The sequence below is a fragment of the Streptomyces rectiverticillatus genome (assembly GCF_013394065.1).
GTDB lineage: Bacteria > Actinomycetota > Actinomycetes > Streptomycetales > Streptomycetaceae > Streptomyces > Streptomyces rectiverticillatus.
Window position 1 is genome coordinate 5,114,103 of the sequence record NZ_CP040752.1, and the last position, 16,467, is coordinate 5,130,569.

A 16,467-nucleotide genomic window follows, 5' to 3' on the forward strand; every position below is an offset into this window, starting at 1 on the left:
TGCAGCCGAAAGAGTAGGGCCCGCGCCCCGCACCTGCGCACCCTTCCGCGCATGTCAACGGCACAAGACCCCCTCTCCGCGGGCGCCGCACCGGCCCCCGCCGGCTACCGCGCAGCACTCGCCGTACGCGAGTTCCGCGCCGTGTTCGCAGCTCATCTGCTCTCCCTGCTCGGCATCGTCGTCGGCGAGATCGCCCTGTCCGTCCTCGTGTACCGGGTGACCGGATCGCCGCTGCTCGGGGCCCTGACCTTCGCGCTCGGCTTCCTGCCCTACCTGCTGGGCGGCACCCTGCTCGCCGGCGTCGCCGACCGCTACCCCGCCCGGCGCGTGCTCGTCGTGTGCAACCTGCTCTGCGGCGCGGCCGCGGCGGTGACGGCGCTGCCGGGCACGCCGGTGGCCGCCCTGCTCGCGCTGCGCGCCTTCAGCGCCCTGATCGGGCCGGTCCTCGCCGGGACGAGATCGGCGACGCTCGGCGACGTCCTCGGCGAGGGCGACCTGTTCGTCCTCGGCCGCTCCCTGATCCGCATCGCCACGCAGGGCGCGCAGCTCGCCGGCTTCGCGGCGGGCGGGCTGCTGCTGACCGCCGTCTCCCCGCGCACGGCCCTCCTTTCCACGGTGGCCGGTTTTCTCTCCTCCGCGCTGCTCCTGCGCTTCGGGACGCGGCGGCGTCCGGGGCGGGCGCCCGGAGGAGCGGACGTGCTGCGGGCCTCGCTCTCCGGCGCCCGGCAGCTCCTCGCCGACCGCCGCACCCGCGCCCTGCTCCTCCTGTCCTGGCTGCCGCCGTTCTTCCTCGTGGCGCCGGAGTCCCTCGCGGCGCCGTACGCCGACGAGATAGGCGCCGGCACGGTCGGGGTGGGGCTGCTGATGTGCGGGATGCCGGTGGGGACGATCGTCGGCGAGGTGCTGGCCGGCTCCGTGCTGGGTCCCCGGGCCCGCGAACGCATCACGCTGCCCGCGGCGTCCGTGCTCCTCCTGCCGTTCCTGCTCTACGTGGTGAGGCCCTCCCTCGGCTGGGCGCTGTGCGCCGTGGCCCTGGCCGGGCTGGGCGCGGCCTACACGCTGGGACTCGACCAGTGGTTCGTCGCCGCGGTGCCCGAGGAGCTGCGCGGACGGGCGATGACCTTGCAGACGGCGGGGACGATGACCATCCAGGGGCTGGGCATGGCGCTCGCCGGGGCGGCGGCCGAGTACGCGCCCGTCCACTGGGTCGTGGTGGGTGCCGGTGCGATCGGCACCCTGGTGGTCGGGGGCGTCGTGCGGCTTGTCGTAGGCTCGGCGTGATCCACGGTCAAGGTCTACAGGGGGAGTTGCGATGCTCGACGTGTTCACCGGCGGGACGAAGCAGGCCGGCGCCGATTTCGAGGTGGTGGTGCTGCGTGACACGCAGGCGGTCGCCGCGGCGATACGCGAGGCGCTGGCCGGTGCCGGCGCCGAGGAGCGGCCCGGGCTGGAGCGGGCGGCCGCGCTGATCGCCGAGCACGCGGCCCGCCCCGAGCGCGAGGTGCGGGCCGAGTGGGTGCGCGGCATCCTCGCCGAGGCGGGGGTCGACGCGCGTAGCCAGGAGCTGCACGCGATCAAGGCGCTGCGCAAGGCCGAGCGGGGCCTGAGCCTGGCGACTGCGGTGCGGCTGGTGCGCGAGGCCGCGGCGGTGCCGGCGGATCCGTCCGGGATCTGAGATACGCCCGACCGGGATATGACCGAACTGTAGGCTCGTGACCGTGCCCAAGCCGCTCAGCCTCCCCTTCGACCCCATCGCCCGAGCCGATGAGCTCTGGAAGCAGCGGTGGGGTTCCGTGCCGTCGATGGCCGCGATCACTTCGATCATGCGTGCCCATCAGATCCTGCTGGGCCAGGTCGACGCGGTCGTCAAACCGTACGGGCTGACGTTCGCGCGCTACGAGGCGCTGGTGCTGCTCACGTTCAGCAAGGCGGGTGAGCTGCCGATGTCGAAGATCGGCGAGCGGCTGATGGTGCACCCCACGTCGGTCACCAACACCGTCGACCGGCTGGTCGCCTCCGGCCTGGTCGCCAAGCGCCCCAACCCCAAGGACGGGCGCGGCACGCTCGCGTCGATCACCGGCAAGGGGCGCGAGGCGGTGGACGCCGCCACGCGCGACCTGATGGCGATGGACTTCGGCCTCGGCGCCTACGGGGCGGAGGAGTGCGGCGACATCTTCACGATGCTGCGGCCCCTGCGGGTGGCGGCGGGGGATTTCGCGGAGCCCGGCGAAGAGGAGTAGCGCGGCCGGGCGGGGCGGCGAAGATCGCCCCGGAACGGGCGGTTACGCTCGATGCCATGAAGAAGAGCGTCCTGACCCGATACCGCGTGATGGCCTACGCCACTGCCGTGATGCTGCTGGTCCTCTGCGCCAGCATGGTCCTCAAGTACGGCTTCGACACAGGCGCGAACGCGACGCTGGTGATCTCCCAGATCCACGGCGTGCTCTTCATCGTCTACCTGGTCTTCGCCTTCGACCTCGGCTCCAAGGCGCGCTGGAAGTTCGGCAAGCTGCTGTGGGTGCTGGTCTCCGGCACCATCCCGACGGCCGCGTTCTTCGTCGAGCGCAAGGTCGTCCGCGAGGTCGAGCCGCTGATCGCCGACGCCCCGGTCCGGGCCACCGCCTGACCCCCGACACCCCGCCCCGGACACCTCTTGTGTTCGGGGCGCTCTTGCGCGACGATTTACTAGGACGTCCTAGTAAATTCCGCCGGGCCGGCGAAGGACCGGAGCGGGCAGGACGCGGAGAGGTGGACGACAGCTCATGGATGCAGCAGCCATCGAGGCCGGCCGCGGCCGCTGGCAGGAGCGTTACGACGCGTCCCGCAAGCGCGACGCCGACTTCACCACCCTCTCCGGAGATGCGGTCGAACCCGTCTACGGCCCCCGCCCCGGCGATGCGTACGAGGGCTTCGAGCGCATCGGCTGGCCGGGGGAGTACCCCTTCACCCGCGGCCTGTACGCCACCGGCTACCGCGGCCGCACCTGGACCATCCGCCAGTTCGCCGGCTTCGGCAACGCCGAGCAGACCAACGAGCGCTACAAGATGATCCTCGCCAACGGCGGCGGCGGGCTCTCGGTCGCCTTCGACATGCCCACCCTCATGGGCCGCGACTCCGACGACCCCCGCTCGCTCGGCGAGGTAGGCCACTGCGGCGTCGCCATCGACTCCGCCGCCGACATGGAGGTCCTCTTCAAGGACATCCCCCTCGGCGACGTGACGACGTCCATGACCATCAGCGGGCCCGCCGTGCCCGTCTTCTGCATGTACCTCGTCGCCGCCGAGCGGCAGGGCGTCGACCCCGCCGTGCTCAACGGCACGCTCCAGACCGACATCTTCAAGGAGTACATCGCGCAGAAGGAGTGGCTCTTCCCGCCCGAGCCCCACCTGCGCCTGATCGGCGACCTGATGGAGCACTGCGCCCGCACCATCCCCGCCTACAAGCCCCTGTCCGTCTCCGGCTACCACATCCGCGAGGCCGGGGCCACGGCCGCGCAGGAGCTCGCCTACACCCTCGCCGACGGCTTCGGATACGTGGAGCTCGGCCTGAGCCGCGGGCTCGACGTCGACACCTTCGCGCCGGGCCTGTCCTTCTTCTTCGACGCCCACGTCGACTTCTTCGAGGAGATCGCCAAGTTCCGCGCCGCCCGCCGCATCTGGGCCCGCTGGATGAAGGAGGTCTACGGCGCGAAGTCCGAGAAGGCGCAGTGGCTGCGCTTCCACACCCAGACCGCGGGCGTCTCCCTCACCGCGCAGCAGCCGTACAACAACGTCGTGCGCACGGCCGTGGAGGCCCTCGCCGCCGTCCTGGGCGGCACCAACTCCCTGCACACCAACGCCCTCGACGAGACCCTCGCCCTGCCCAGCGAGCAGGCCGCCGAGATCGCCCTGCGCACCCAGCAGGTGCTCATGGAGGAGACCGGCGTCGCCAACGTCGCCGACCCGCTCGGCGGCTCCTGGTACGTCGAGCAGCTCACCGACCGGATCGAGGCCGACGCCGAGAAGATCTTCGAGCAGATCAAGGAGCGCGGCACCCGGGCCGTGCCGAACGGCGCGCACCCGATCGGGCCCGTCACCTCCGGCATCCTGCGCGGCATCGAGGACGGCTGGTTCACCGGCGAGATCGCCGAGAGCGCCTTCCGCTACCAGCAGTCCCTGGAGAAGGGCGACAAGCGCGTCGTCGGCGTCAACTGCCACCACGGCTCGGTGACGGGCGACCTGGAGATCCTGCGCGTCAGCCACGAGGTCGAGCGCGAGCAGGTGCGCGTCCTCGCCGGGCGCAAGGCCGGGCGGGACGAGGCGCGGGTACGGGCGTCGCTGGAGGCGATGCTGGCCGCGGCGCGGGGCGGCTCGAACATGATCGAGCCGATGCTGGAGGCGGTGCGGGCCGAGGCGACCCTCGGCGAGATCTGCGGTGTGTTGCGGGACGAGTGGGGGGTGTACGTCGAACCGGCCGGGTTCTGAGTTCCCGGGGCTCCGCCCCGGACCCCGCACCCCCGTCCGGTGCCCCCGGATCCCGGTCCTCGATCGCCGGGCGGGCTAAAGAGTCTTCAGGCCTGCCACCAGCAGTACCGCGAACTCCCGGGCCCACTCCGGGCCCACCGGTTCCGCGCTTACGAGGGTGCGGTGCACCACGGCGCCCGCGATCACGTCGAAGATCAGGTCCGCGTTGCGGCCCGCCGTGGCCGCGTCCTCCTCGCGGGGCAGTTCGCCCCGCATCTGGGCCCGCTCGCGGCCCAGCAGCACCAGCCGCTTCTGGCGGTCCACGATCGCGCTGCGGATCCGGGTCCGCAGCGCGTCGTCGCGTGTGGACTCGGCGACCACGGCCATGAGGGCCGTCTTCGTCTCCGGCCGCTCCAGCAGCGCCGCGAACCGCAGCACCACGCCCTCGATGTCGGCCTGCAGGCTGCCGAGGTCCGGCAGCTCCAGCTGCTCGTCGAAGAGTGCCGCGACCGCGTCCACGACGAGCTCGTTCTTGCTCGCCCAGCGCCGGTAGAGCGTGGTCTTCGCCACCCTCGCGCGGGCGGCCACGTCGCCCATCGTCAGCTTCCCCCAGCCCAGCTCGACCAGCGCGGCGCGCGTCGCCTCGAGGATCGCGCGGTCGGCCTCGGGGCTGCGCGGGCGCCCGGTGCGGCGCGCGGGGGAGGGGACGGGGCTCATGGCACGGGACCCTACCGCCGAGTAGGTCCCGGGGCAGGGGGGCTTGCGGAGGGGGCGGGGGGTGCAGTTACGCTACGGCTCGTAGCGTAAGAGCGACAACCACGGACGCCGGGTGGGGACCCGGTGTCACACGCCACCGCTATTTTTCCGGTTCACCGGGTGGAGGGGGGAGGATAGGGCCCATGCAGCCACGGAACATGTCCATGAGTGGAGTGGTCGACCTCGCCGCGGTGAAGGCGGCCGGGGAAGCCAGGCAGAAGGCGGAGCAGGCGCGCGCCGAGGCCGCCCGCACGGGCACGCCGCCCGCCGCCGCGGGCCGTCTCGTCTTCGACGTCGACGAGGCCGGCTTCGAGGCCCAGGTCCTGCAGCGCTCCGCCGAGGTGCCCGTCGTCATCGACTTCTGGGCCGACTGGTGCGAGCCGTGCAAGCAGCTCGGCCCGCTGCTGGAGCGGCTGGCGGCCGAGTACGCGGGCCGTTTCGTCCTCGCCAAGGTCGACGTCGAGGCCAATCAGCTGCTGTTCCAGCAGTTCGGCGTGCAGTCGATCCCCGCGGTCTTCGCGGTGGTGGCCGGCCAGGCCCTGCCGCTCTTCCAGGGCGCCGCGCCCGAGGCACAGATCCGCCAGGTGCTCGACCAGCTCGTGCAGGTGTCCGAGCAGCGCTTCGGCATCGTGGGCGCGCCGGTCGCCGCGGACGAGGCGGAGGAGGCCGGGGCCGCGGAGCCCCAGGCGCCGGCCGGTCCGTACGACGGCGTGCTGAGCCTCGCCCACCAGGCGCTGGACGCGGGCGACCTGGGCGGCGCCGTCCGGGCTTACGAGAACGTGCTGGCCGAGGACCCGGCCAACCCCGAGGCGAAGCTGGGCCTCGCGCAGGCCGAGCTGCTCCAGCGCGTCCAGGGCGCCGACCCGCAGGCGGTCCGCAAGGCCGCCGCGGACAAGCCCGGCGATGTGCAGGCGCAGATCGCCGCGGCCGATCTCGATCTGGTCGGCGGCCATGTCGAGGACGCTTTCGGCCGTCTGATCGATGCGGTCAAGCGCACCGCGGGCGAGGACCGCAATGCGGCACGCGTGCGGCTGCTGGAGCTCTTCGAGGTGATCGGGGCGGACGACCCGCGGGTGAGTGCCGCGCGGACCGCGCTCTCTCGCGCGCTGTTCTGACACAAACGAAACAGCGGCATCGCTTTACCAAAACTTGGTAAACGGGGCTGCCGTTACTGCGAGTAAGGAAAGCCCGGGCATTCGCCCGGGTTTTTCTGTTATCTCCACTTCTCTCCGGGCACGGTGCGGCGACGTCCCCGCGCCCGTCGATGCACACCGGACGCCCCGCGGTTATCGGCTCGTTACTCGCTAGTAATGAACCTCTTGTGCGGCAGCCGCGAATGCACCACGATCGGCCAAGCTCGGTCCATTCCTCCAACCCGGCAGCCGGCCGGCGTCGGGGGAGCGGGTCCCCACCGGGCGGACCGGTCCCGCGCGGGCCGGTTCAGGGACAGGGGGGTCCCCGCCGCACTCCGGCAGGGCCTGTCCCCGCGGTTGCGCGAAGGCGTGGCCAAGTGGTTGTCGCTCGGGGGTGATCGCCGGTGTTGCCGGAGGCGTTTCGCGTCGCCGGACGGCGGCGCTCTCCTTTCCGAGGACGTAGCACGTCTCCCATCCCCGGGCGCGGCTCGCGACGCGAGGCCCGCGCCGGAGATGTACGTCCGAGAAGGAGGCAAGTCATGGAGTCCCAGACTCGTGGTGGGACCAGATGGCGGCGGTTCGCCGTCGTCATGGTGCCCAGCGTCGCGGCGACGGCCGCGATCGGAGTCGCCATCGCCCAGGGCGCGCTGGCGGCGTCGTTCAGCGTTTCGGGCCAGCAGTTCCAGGTGACCGCCGGGAAGATTCACGGCACCGGGTTCGTCCAGTACGGCGCCATGGACCAGACGAAGGCGGGCAACAAGCCCGTGGCGGTGGTCGGCATCAACGAGGCGACGATCAACAACCTCTGCCAGGCGGTCACCATCCCCATCCCCGGCATCGGCAAAGAGGTGTCGATGAAGCTGGAGGCCGGGGGCGACAAGGCCGTCACGGCGTCGAAGCTCTACATCGACGCCGAGGACATGAAGGCCAACGCCACGTTCAAGAACGTCGACATCGGCGTGTCCGTGGACAACACCACCAAGGGGCCGGGCCCCGCGGGAGCGGGCAAGAACGGCGAAGGCGCGCACGTGCCCGGCTCGTTCGCCCAGCAGGCGGACGAGGTCTGGTTCGACAGCGTCGACCAGAAGGCCTGGGCGACCTCGGCGGGCACGTTCACGCTCCCCGGTCTGCACATGGGCATCAGCTGGGGCAAGTCCGAGTGCAAGGTGCCCAAGGGTTGACACGCTGAACGGACGGGTGCGGGACGGGAAAGCGCGCTCCCGCACCCGTACCGCGTCCGCTTCGTATTTGAAGAAGATGCCCGTCCCTAGGAGCTGTACGACATGAGCGTCGACACGCGACCCCAGCAGGTCGGTTCATTCGGCCGCGCCCGCCGTTCGTTCCGGGAGTGGCGGTGGCAACGCCCGTTCTGGGGCGGGTTGTGGACCCTGCTGTCCGGGATCCCGATCATGTACATCCCTTACCAGACCATGACGTTGGGCGACCTGCACATCCGCATGGCCACCACGGCGGGCGCCGGGTCGCTGATCATAGGGGTCCTGCTGGTCGTGCTCGGCCTGACGCTCTGGTTCCAGCAGCAGTCCCGGATCTTCGCCGGCGTCGCGGCCATCCTGCTCGCGCTGGTCTCCCTGGTCGTCTCCAACTTCGGCGCGTTCCTCATCGGTTTCCTGCTCGCCCTCGTCGGCGGCGCCCTCGGCGTCTCCTGGGCGCCCGGCAGGACCGCTACGGCCGCCGCCACCGCCGCCGCGGAGCCGCCGGCCGCCATATCGCTCAGCAAGGAGCGGGACGGAGGTCACGGTGCCGAGTGAGGGGCCGCGCCACGCCGCGCCCAGAAAGCCGCTGCTCGCCCGGCTGCACATGCCGGCGGGCAAAGCCGTCGCCCTCGCGGCCATGCCCAGTGCCGTCCTCATGGGCATGGGGCTGACCCCGACGCTGGCGTCCGCCAAGCCCGCGCCCAAGAAGCTGTTCGACGGAGCGTGCGCCACGGCTCCGGACACGGCGGCCGAGGGGGAGACCCCGGACACCGACGCGTCGGGCGCCCCCAGCGGCAAACCCAGCGGCAAGCCGAGCGCCGGCCCGAGTGCCGCGCCCGGTGCGGGGGCGTCGTCCGCGCCTGCCGAGGACCGGAAGAAGCCGGAGAAGGCGGAGAACCGGGAGAAGCCGGCGGCTCCCGGGAAGGGCACGTCCGCCCGGCCCGGCGCGCCCTCCGGCTCGCCGTCCCCGGCGGCCCCGAAACCGCCCCCGTCCCCTTCCCCCTCCTCCTCGCCCTCCGCCGCCAAGCACACCAACCCCCTCGACCCGCTGGGCCTCGGCGACAAGCTCCACGACATCCTGACCGGTGGTACGAAGACGGGCGAGAAGCCGGCTCCGCCGCCGGCGTCCCCCGGCCCGGCGTCCTCGGCCCCCGCGCCCCAGCCCTCGGCGCAGTCCGGCAAGCCCCGGAAGGACCCCGCGCAGAAGCCCGGGGAGCAGGACAAGGGCAAGGGCGAGGAGAAGGGCGGCCCCTCCGCCGGTCCGTCCACGTCCCCCGGCCCGGCCCCGTCCGGCTCGACTTCCCCCTCGGCCGCCCCGGAGGCGGGCGACGGCGAGCTGCCGCCCTGCCCCAAGGGCACGGTCGTCGACGAGAACGAGCACCACGCCTTCCCCAACCAGCCCTGGTACCTGGAGGCGAGCAAGCTCACCCTCACCGGGCTGACGTACGAGGGCATCAAGAAGATCACCATGGTGAACGGGGAGAAGAAGGACGTCCTCAAGTTCACCGCCGACTCGCTGGCGATCAAGGACCTGCACCAGATCGTCAACAGCCGGGGCAAGCAGTACCACGTGGCCGGCATGGGCACGGAGTCCACCATCACCGGCGGCAAGGTGACCATGTACACCGAGGAGCTGAAGGGCAGCCTCCTCGGGATCATCCCGGCGACGCACTCGCCGAGCATTCCGCCGCCGCTGATCCCCGGGCTGAAGCTGCCGATCCCGGTCTTCTACACCAACGTCAAGATCCGTCAGGCCGGGCAGTTCGGCGGCACGCTGCACATCCCGAACCTGCACCAGTACATGACCGACGGAACGTATCCGTAAGGCGATATATCCGTAAAGCACTGCGCAGCCGAAACGGCCGTGGCCGCCGTCCCCTCGCGAGGGGACGGCGGCCACGGCCGTGAGCGGGGGGGCGAACCTAGCGGCTCTCGCCGCCGAGGTGGTGCACCCGCACCATGTTCGTCGTGCCGGGGACACCGGGCGGGGAGCCCGCCGTGATGATCATGGTGTCGCCGTCGTTGTAGCGCTTGAGCTTGAGCAGCTCGGCGTCGACGAGGTCGACCATGGCGTCGGTGTTCTCCACGTGCGGGACGACGAAGGTCTCGACGCCCCAGCTCAGCGTGAGCTGGTTGCAGGTGGAGGCGTCCGTGGTGAAGGCCAGGATCGGCTGGGCCGCGCGGTAGCGGGACAGCCGGCGGGCGGTGTCACCGGACTTGGTGAAGGCGACCAGCGACTTGGCGCCGAGGAAGTCGGCGATCTCGCAGGCGGCGCGGGCGACCGAGCCGCCCTGGGTGCGCGGCTTCTTGCCCGGGACCAGCGGCTGCAGGCCCTTGGAGAGGAGCTCCTCCTCGGCCGCCTCGACGATGCGCGACATCGTCTTGACGGTCTCGATCGGGTACGCGCCCACGCTGGACTCGGCGGAGAGCATGACCGCGTCGGCGCCGTCGAGGATGGCGTTGGCGACGTCGGAGGCCTCGGCGCGGGTCGGCCGCGAGTTGGTGATCATCGACTCCATCATCTGGGTCGCGACGATCACCGGCTTGGCGTTGCGGCGGCACATCTCGATGAGGCGCTTCTGCACCATCGGGACCTTCTCCAGCGGGTACTCCACCGCGAGGTCGCCACGGGCCACCATCACGCCGTCGAACGCCATGACGACGTCCTGCATGTTGGCGACGGCCTGCGGCTTCTCGACCTTGGCGATGACCGGGACCCGGCGGCCGACCTCGTCCATGACGTGGTGGACGTCGAGGACGTCCTTGGCGTCGCGGACGAAGGACAGCGCGACCATGTCGCAGCCCATGGCGAGGGCGAACTTCAGGTCCTCGACGTCCTTCTCGGACAGCGCCGGGACGTTCACCGCCGCACCGGGCAGGTTGATGCCCTTGTGGTCGGAGATGACGCCGCCCTCGATCACGATGGTCCGCACGCGCGGGCCCTCGACCTCGGTGACCCGCAGCTCGACGTTGCCGTCGTTGATGAGGACCTGGTCGCCCTTGGAGACATCGCCCGGCAGGCCCTTGTAGGTCGTGCCGCAGATGGTGCGGTCGCCCGGGACGTCCTCGGTCGTGATGGTGAACTCGTCGCCGCGCACCAGCTCCACCGGGCCGTCCGCGAAGGTCTCCAGACGGATCTTCGGGCCCTGGAGGTCGGCGAGGACGCCGACCGCGCGGCCGGTCTCCTGCGCGGCCTTGCGGAGGCGGTGGTACCGCTCCTCGTGCTCCGCGTGGGTCCCGTGGCTCATGTTGAAGCGGGCCACGTTCATGCCGGCCTCGATCAGCGTCTTCAGCTGGTCGAAGGAGTCGACGGCGGGGCCCAGGGTGCAGACGATTTTGGAACGGCGCATGGGGCAGATCCTATCGGTTTGTTTCGGAGCGGAATATTCGAGCTGTGGGAACGACCGAGGGGTGGCCGTCGATCAAGCGCTGACCAGGTCGTACGTCTGGGTGGCGATCTCCAGCTCCTCGTCGGTGGGCACGACCGCGACGGCGACGCGGGCACCGTCGGGGGAGATCAGGCGCGGCTCGCCGGACCGGACGGCGTTGCGGTCGGCGTCCACGGCCAGGCCCAGCTGCTCCAGGCCCGCCACGGCGGCCTCGCGCACGGGCGCCGCGTTCTCGCCGACGCCGGCGGTGAAGGCCACGGCGTCGACCTTGCCCAGGACCGCGTAGTAGGCGCCGATGTACTTCTTGAGCCGGTGCACGTAGATGTCGAAGGCGAGCGCCGCCCGCTCGTCGCCCTCGTCGATGCGGCGGCGGATCTCGCGCATGTCGTTGTCGCCGCACAGGCCGATCAGGCCGCTCTTCTTGTTGAGCAGCGTGTCGATCTCGTCGGTGGACATCCCGGCGTTACGGGACAGGTGCAGGATGACCGCCGGGTCCAGGTCGCCCGACCGGGTGCCCATGACCAGGCCCTCCAGCGGGGTCAGGCCCATGGAGGTGTCGACGCACTTGCCGCCCTCGACCGCCGAGGCCGAGGCGCCGTTGCCCAGGTGCAGGACGATGACGTTGACCTCGGAGGGGTCCTTGCCCAGCAGCTTCGCGGTCTCGCGCGAGACGTAGGCGTGCGAGGTGCCGTGGAAGCCGTAGCGGCGCACCATGTGGGCGTCGGCCGTGGCCACGTCGATGGCGTAGCGGGCGGCGGCCTCCGGCATCGTGGTGTGGAAGGCGGTGTCGAAGACGGCGACCTGCGGCAGGTCGGGGCGCAGCGCCTGCGCCGTGCGGATGCCCGTGACGTTGGCCGGGTTGTGCAGCGGGGCGACCGGCACGAGCCGCTCGATCTCCGCCAGCACCTCGTCGGTGATCACGGTGGGGGCGGTGAACTTCTGGCCGCCGTGCACCACCCGGTGGCCGATCGCGGCGAGCTCCGGCGAGTCCAGGCCCAGCCCGTCCGCGGCCAGCTCCGCGGCGACCGCCTGCAGCGCGGCCGCGTGGTCGGCGATCGGCGCCTCCTGCTCGCGCTTGGCGCCGCCCGTGGCGAGCGGGGTGTGCGCGAGGCGGGAGGTCTCCTCGCCGATGCGCTCGACCAGGCCCACGGCCAGCCGGGCGCCGTCGGCCATGTCGAGCAGCTGGTACTTGACCGAGGAGGAGCCGGAGTTGAGGACGAGGACTCGGGTGGGGTTGGCAGTCATGAACGCTTTCCGGGTTGTGGGGGTCGGGGGCTGGGTCTCGGACGTCGGTGGGGGATGCCGTACGGGACCGGGCGGCGGTCCCGTACGGCCGTACGGGCGTCAGACGGCGGGCGCGTGCGGCGCGGTTCCGTTCCCGGTCTCGCCCTGCGCCTGGATCGCGGAGATCGCGACCGTGGTCACGATGTCCTGCACCAGCGCGCCGCGGGAGAGGTCGTTGACGGGCTTGCGCAGGCCCTGCAGGACCGGGCCGACGGCCACGGCGCCGGCCGAGCGCTGGACGGCCTTGTAGGTGTTGTTGCCGGTGTTGAGGTCGGGGAAGATCAGCACGGTGGCCTTGCCCGCGACCTCCGAGCCGGGGAGCTTGGTCTTGGCGACCGCGGCGTCCACGGCGGCGTCGTACTGGATCGGGCCCTCGACCTTGAGGTCCGGGCGGCGCTCGCGGACGATCTCGGTGGCCTTGCGCACCTTGTCGACGTCCGCGCCGGAGCCGGAGGTGCCGGTGGAGTACGACAGCATCGCGATCCGCGGCTCGACGCCGAACTGGGCGGCGGTCGCCGCGGACTGGATGGCGATGTCCGCGAGCTGCTCGGCGTTCGGGTCGGGGTTGACCGCGCAGTCGCCGTAGACCAGCACCCGGTCGGCCAGGCACATGAAGAAGACCGAGGAGACGATCTGTGCGCCCGGCGCGGTCTTGATGATCTCGAAGGCCGGGCGGATGGTGGCGGCGGTGGAGTGCACCGCGCCGGAGACCATGCCGTCGGCGAGGCCCTCCTGGACCATCAGGGTGCCGAAGTAGGAGACGTCGGTGACCACGTCGTGCGCGAGCTCGACGGTCATGCCCTTGTGGGCGCGGGCCTTGGCGTAGATCTCGGCGAAGCGCTCGCGCAGCGGGGAGGTCTGCGGGTCGATGATCTGCGCCGCGGCCAGGTCGATGCCCAGCTCGCCCGCGCGCTTGCGGATCGCGCCCTCCTCGCCCAGGAGCGTGAGGTCGCAGATGTCGCGGCGCAGCACCACGTCCGCGGCGCGCAGCACGCGCTCCTCCGTACCCTCGGGCAGGACGATGCGGCGGCGCGCCGAGCGGGAGCGCTCGATCAGCTCGTGCTCGAACATCATCGGGGTGACGCGGCTGGAGCGGGCCACGGCGATGCGGTTCGTCAGCTCCGCGGTGTCCACGTGCCGCTCGAACAGGCCGAGGGCCGTCTCGGCCTTGCGCGGCGAGAACGCGTCCAGCTTGCCCTCGATCGCGAACAGCTCGGCCGCGGTCGGGAAGGAGCCGCCCGGCACCGAGACGACCGGGGTGCCCGGGGCCAGCCGGTCCGCGAGCGCCAGGATGTCCGGGCCCGGCTTCTCGTCCAGGGTCAGCAGCACGCCGGCTATCGGCGGGGCGCCGGCGCTGTGCGCGGCGAGGGCGCCGACGATCAGGTCCACCCGGTCGCCGGGGGTCACGACCAGGCAGCCCTCGGTCAGGGCGGGTAGGAAGACCGGCAGCATGGCGCCGCCGAAGACGAAGTCCTTGGCGTCGCGGGCCAGACCCGCGTCGTCGCCGAGCAGCACCTCGGCGTTCAGCTTGCGGACGATCTGCGCCACGGTCGGCGCGGAGAGCCCGGCCTCCTCGGGGAGGGCGTAGCAGGGGACGGGCAGGCTCGCCGACAGGCGCTCGGCGACGGCCTCGCGGTCGGCCGGGGCGACCCGGTTGACGACCAGGGCGACGACGTCGCAGCCCAGGGCCTCGTAGGCGCGGTAGGCGTTGCGCGCCTCGGACCGCACGGACTCGGCCGTCTGGTCCTGGCCGCCGACGACCGTGATCACCGAGGCGCCGAACTCGTTGGCGAGGCGGGCGTTGAGGGCGAGCTCGTCGGGGAGCGTGGAGCCGACGTAGTCGGTGCCGAGCACCAGCACGTACTCGTAGTCGCGGGCGACCGCGTGGAAGCGCTCGACCAGCCGCGAGACCAGCTCGTCCGTGCCGCGCTCGGCCTGCAGCGCGGAGGCCTCCGCGTAGCTCATGCCGTGGCCCGACTCGGCCGACTGCCCCAGCCGGTAGCGGGACCGCAGCAGGTCGAAGAGGCGGTCCGGCCCGTCGCCGTGGACGAGCGGGCGGAAGACGCCCACCCGGTCCACCTGACGGGTGAGGAGCTCCATGACTCCCAGCTCGATGACCTGGCGCCCGTCGCCCCGGTCGGTCCCGGTCACGTACACGCTGCGCGTCACGCGTGCTCTCCTTGCTCCATCGCCGTGTTCTTCGGTGTTTCTTCGCCGTGTGCGTCGGCTTAAAAATTACCCGTTATGGTGGGCTTGACCTCTTGACAATACCTGCGCCCCTGGCTAAGGCGCGCGTCAGTACGGCGTCCGGGCCCGCAGGGCCGGAGGTCAGGACCGGCGCGGCCCCGGGGTGCGCCGGTACCCATCGGACCGTGAAACAATCGGCCCGGCTCACATGTACCATCCCCTTACCTTCGGTAGGGGGGACCCCAGAGCAGGAGACACAGCACGCGATGCGCATCGGAGTTCTCACCGCAGGCGGCGACTGCCCCGGCCTGAACGCTGTCATCCGCTCGGTGGTGCACCGCGCGGTCGCCGGCCACGGTGACGAGGTCATCGGCTTCGAGGACGGCTTCAAGGGCCTGCTCGACGGCCGGCACCGCAAGCTCGACCTGGAAGCGGTCAGCGGCATCCTCGCCCGCGGCGGCACCATCCTCGGCTCCTCCCGCCTGGAGCGGGCCCGGCTGCGCGAGGCCTGCGAGAGCTCCAAGGAGCTCGCCCGCGAGTACGGCATCGACGTGCTCATCCCGATCGGCGGCGAGGGCACGCTGACCGCGGCCCGGATGCTGTCGGACGCGGGCCTGCCCGTCGTCGGCGTCCCCAAGACCATCGACAACGACATCTCCTCCACGGACCGCACCTTCGGCTTCGACACCGCCGTCGGCGTGGCCACCGAGGCGATCGACCGCCTCAAGACCACCGCCGAGTCCCACCAGCGGGTGATGGTCGTCGAGGTCATGGGCCGCCACGCCGGCTGGATCGCCCTGGAGTCCGGCATGGCCGGCGGCGCCCACGGCATCTGCCTCCCCGAGCGGGCCTTCGAGGTCGACGACCTCGTGAAGATGGTCGAGGAGCGCTTCGCCCGCGGCAAGAAGTTCGCCGTCATCTGTGTCGCCGAGGGCGCGCACCCCGCCGAGGGCTCGATGGAGTACGCCAAGGGCGCCATAGACCAGTTCGGCCACGAGCGCTTCGCCGGCATCGGCACCAAGCTCGCCGCCGAGCTGGAGAAGCGCCTGGGCAAGGAGGCCCGCCCGGTCATCCTCGGCCACGTCCAGCGCGGCGGCACCCCCACCGCGTACGACCGCGTCCTCGCCACCCGCTTCGGCTGGCACGCCGTCGAGGCCGCCCACCGAGGCGACTTCGGCAAGATGACCGCGCTGAAGGGCACCGACATCAAGATGGTGCCGATCGCCGACGCCGTCACCGAGCTCAAGCGCGTACCGGAGAGCCGGATGGACGAGGCGGAGTCGGTCTTCTAGACCCCTTCGTCCCCTTCTTCTCCCTTCTTCTCCCTTCTTCTCTCGCGAGGCCCTCGCCGACCTGGTCGGCGAGGGCCTCGTGGCTTTTGGTGAGGGATGCCACGCTTTGGCCGTTACGCCGGAAAACTTCCGGCCATATGCGTCATGCGCACAAGATTCTCCCGTGGCGGCCGGGATCCGCCCCACCTCTTTCCGGAAGCCCCCTTTATTAATACAGCCTCATATTGGCTCTATCTGGCTACATGTCCGGCTCTTCCCGAAGATCTGTTACGTTCATGATCATCTACGCCGGTCGGGGGGTCGGGGGAGCTCGACGAGCTGGACCCCCTGGTCGGAAGGAACGTTTCTTCTGAAGGGGGACCCGGGTGTCCGACCTCACCCGCCGCCGCATGCTCGGCCGTACCGCCGCCGCTGCCGCCGGAATCGTGCTCGCCGGACCGGCCGCGCAGGCCTTCGCCGCCGAGAGCGGGCACGACCACCATGGCAACGGCAATGGCAATGGCAACGGCTCCGGCCACCGGCCGTTCGACGAGATCTACGAGGGCCGCCGCATCGAGGGCCGGCTCACCTCCGGCACCGGCGGCCACCACGACTTCGGCATCGCCGTCTTCGTCGACGGCCGCCCGCTGCACATCATGCCGCGCGGCAACGGCTGGATCAGCGTCATGAACCACTACGAGGTCTTCGCGTCGCCGTACGAGGTGACCCGCGCCGCCGTGCGGGCGCTGCGCGGCGTCAACCTCGTCTGAGCCACCTGATCCCATTTCCGT

The 16,467-nt window shown here is 71.4% G+C and carries 15 protein-coding genes; 11 read left to right on the plus strand and 4 right to left on the minus strand.

The window, feature by feature from the left end:
* Nucleotides 1-51 precede the first annotated feature (51 nt).
* From FGW37_RS22530 to icmA, 5 genes are all read left to right on the plus strand, one after another.
* On the plus strand, nt 52-1,281 hold the full coding sequence (locus tag FGW37_RS22530) for an MFS transporter (RefSeq protein WP_179082703.1): 1,230 nt from the start codon (nt 52-54) through the stop codon (nt 1,279-1,281).
* Between the two features lie 31 nt (nt 1,282-1,312).
* Complete coding sequence (locus FGW37_RS22535; protein ID WP_179082704.1) at nt 1,313-1,675, plus strand: hypothetical protein; 363 nt, start codon at nt 1,313-1,315, stop codon at nt 1,673-1,675.
* A gap of 43 nt (nt 1,676-1,718) precedes the next feature.
* Nucleotides 1,719-2,240 carry a MarR family winged helix-turn-helix transcriptional regulator gene (locus tag FGW37_RS22540; protein WP_179082705.1) on the plus strand — a complete coding sequence of 174 codons (522 nt, stop codon included), beginning with the start codon at nt 1,719-1,721 and terminating at the stop codon, nt 2,238-2,240.
* A 56-nt stretch (nt 2,241-2,296) separates the two neighbouring features.
* Nucleotides 2,297-2,626, plus strand: a complete 330-nt coding sequence (locus FGW37_RS22545) for a DUF3817 domain-containing protein (protein ID WP_179082706.1) — start codon at nt 2,297-2,299, stop codon at nt 2,624-2,626.
* 136 nt (nt 2,627-2,762) lie between these two features.
* Nucleotides 2,763-4,463 (plus strand): coenzyme B12-dependent isobutyryl-CoA mutase large subunit, encoded by a 1,701-nt coding sequence (gene icmA, locus FGW37_RS22550; protein WP_179082707.1) that lies wholly within the window; start codon nt 2,763-2,765, stop codon nt 4,461-4,463.
* A 75-nt stretch (nt 4,464-4,538) separates the two neighbouring features.
* On the opposite strand, the gene FGW37_RS22555 is transcribed toward icmA, so the two are convergent.
* Nucleotides 4,539-5,159: a TetR/AcrR family transcriptional regulator gene (locus tag FGW37_RS22555; protein ID WP_179082708.1), complete on the minus strand. Its 621-nt coding sequence runs from the start codon at nt 5,157-5,159 to the stop codon at nt 4,539-4,541.
* A 182-nt stretch (nt 5,160-5,341) separates the two neighbouring features.
* Between FGW37_RS22555 and FGW37_RS22560 the strand changes: the two genes are divergently transcribed.
* From FGW37_RS22560 to FGW37_RS22575, 4 genes are all read left to right on the plus strand, one after another.
* A complete protein-coding gene (locus FGW37_RS22560) occupies nt 5,342-6,313 on the plus strand; it encodes a tetratricopeptide repeat protein (protein ID WP_179082709.1) in 972 nt (323 codons plus the stop codon).
* 557 nt (nt 6,314-6,870) lie between these two features.
* Complete coding sequence (locus tag FGW37_RS22565; RefSeq protein ID WP_179082710.1) at nt 6,871-7,512, plus strand: DUF6230 family protein; 642 nt, start codon at nt 6,871-6,873, stop codon at nt 7,510-7,512.
* A 102-nt stretch (nt 7,513-7,614) separates the two neighbouring features.
* Complete coding sequence (locus FGW37_RS22570; protein ID WP_246430507.1) at nt 7,615-8,100, plus strand: DUF6114 domain-containing protein; 486 nt, start codon at nt 7,615-7,617, stop codon at nt 8,098-8,100.
* The gene (locus FGW37_RS22575) at nt 8,090-9,370 is read left to right on the plus strand and encodes a hypothetical protein (protein WP_179082711.1); all 1,281 of its coding nucleotides are present in this window, start codon (nt 8,090-8,092) and stop codon (nt 9,368-9,370) included. Before FGW37_RS22570 ends, FGW37_RS22575 begins: the two co-directional genes overlap by 11 nt.
* 97 nt (nt 9,371-9,467) lie before the next feature.
* On the opposite strand, the gene pyk is transcribed toward FGW37_RS22575, so the two are convergent.
* The 3 genes from pyk to pta form a co-directional block, all read right to left on the minus strand.
* On the minus strand, nt 9,468-10,895 hold the full coding sequence (gene pyk / locus FGW37_RS22580; RefSeq protein WP_179082712.1) for a pyruvate kinase: 1,428 nt from the start codon (nt 10,893-10,895) through the stop codon (nt 9,468-9,470).
* A 72-nt stretch (nt 10,896-10,967) separates the two neighbouring features.
* Entirely contained in the window at nt 10,968-12,179 is a 1,212-nt protein-coding gene (locus tag FGW37_RS22585) for an acetate kinase (RefSeq protein WP_179082713.1), read from the minus strand.
* Nucleotides 12,180-12,278: 99 nt separating this feature from the next.
* Nucleotides 12,279-14,387, minus strand: a complete 2,109-nt coding sequence (gene pta, locus FGW37_RS22590) for a phosphate acetyltransferase (RefSeq protein WP_179082714.1) — start codon at nt 14,385-14,387, stop codon at nt 12,279-12,281.
* Between the two features lie 284 nt (nt 14,388-14,671).
* Between pta and FGW37_RS22595 the strand changes: the two genes are divergently transcribed.
* Nucleotides 14,672-15,697, plus strand: a complete 1,026-nt coding sequence (locus FGW37_RS22595; protein WP_179082715.1) for an ATP-dependent 6-phosphofructokinase — start codon at nt 14,672-14,674, stop codon at nt 15,695-15,697.
* Between the two features lie 365 nt (nt 15,698-16,062).
* Nucleotides 16,063-16,446 carry an apotyrosinase chaperone MelC1 gene (gene melC1 / locus FGW37_RS22600; RefSeq protein WP_179082716.1) on the plus strand — a complete coding sequence of 128 codons (384 nt, stop codon included), beginning with the start codon at nt 16,063-16,065 and terminating at the stop codon, nt 16,444-16,446.
* Nucleotides 16,447-16,467: the final 21 nt, after the last annotated feature.

Excerpts from the sequence above, each read along its gene's own strand:
- FGW37_RS22530 (WP_179082703.1), top strand. The coding sequence starts at position 52 with ATGTCAACGGCACAAGACCCCCTCTCCGCGGGCGCCGCACCGGCCCCC.
- FGW37_RS22535 (WP_179082704.1), top strand. The coding sequence starts at position 1,313 with ATGCTCGACGTGTTCACCGGCGGGACGAAGCAGGCCGGCGCCGATTTC.
- FGW37_RS22545 (WP_179082706.1), top strand. The coding sequence starts at position 2,297 with ATGAAGAAGAGCGTCCTGACCCGATACCGCGTGATGGCCTACGCCACT.
- icmA (WP_179082707.1), top strand. The coding sequence starts at position 2,763 with ATGGATGCAGCAGCCATCGAGGCCGGCCGCGGCCGCTGGCAGGAGCGT.
- FGW37_RS22555 (WP_179082708.1), bottom strand. The coding sequence starts at position 5,159 with ATGAGCCCCGTCCCCTCCCCCGCGCGCCGCACCGGGCGCCCGCGCAGC.
- FGW37_RS22560 (WP_179082709.1), top strand. The coding sequence starts at position 5,342 with ATGCAGCCACGGAACATGTCCATGAGTGGAGTGGTCGACCTCGCCGCG.
- FGW37_RS22565 (WP_179082710.1), top strand. The coding sequence starts at position 6,871 with ATGGAGTCCCAGACTCGTGGTGGGACCAGATGGCGGCGGTTCGCCGTC.
- FGW37_RS22570 (WP_246430507.1), top strand. The coding sequence starts at position 7,615 with ATGAGCGTCGACACGCGACCCCAGCAGGTCGGTTCATTCGGCCGCGCC.
- pyk (WP_179082712.1), bottom strand. The coding sequence starts at position 10,895 with ATGCGCCGTTCCAAAATCGTCTGCACCCTGGGCCCCGCCGTCGACTCC.
- FGW37_RS22585 (WP_179082713.1), bottom strand. The coding sequence starts at position 12,179 with ATGACTGCCAACCCCACCCGAGTCCTCGTCCTCAACTCCGGCTCCTCC.
- FGW37_RS22595 (WP_179082715.1), top strand. The coding sequence starts at position 14,672 with ATGCGCATCGGAGTTCTCACCGCAGGCGGCGACTGCCCCGGCCTGAAC.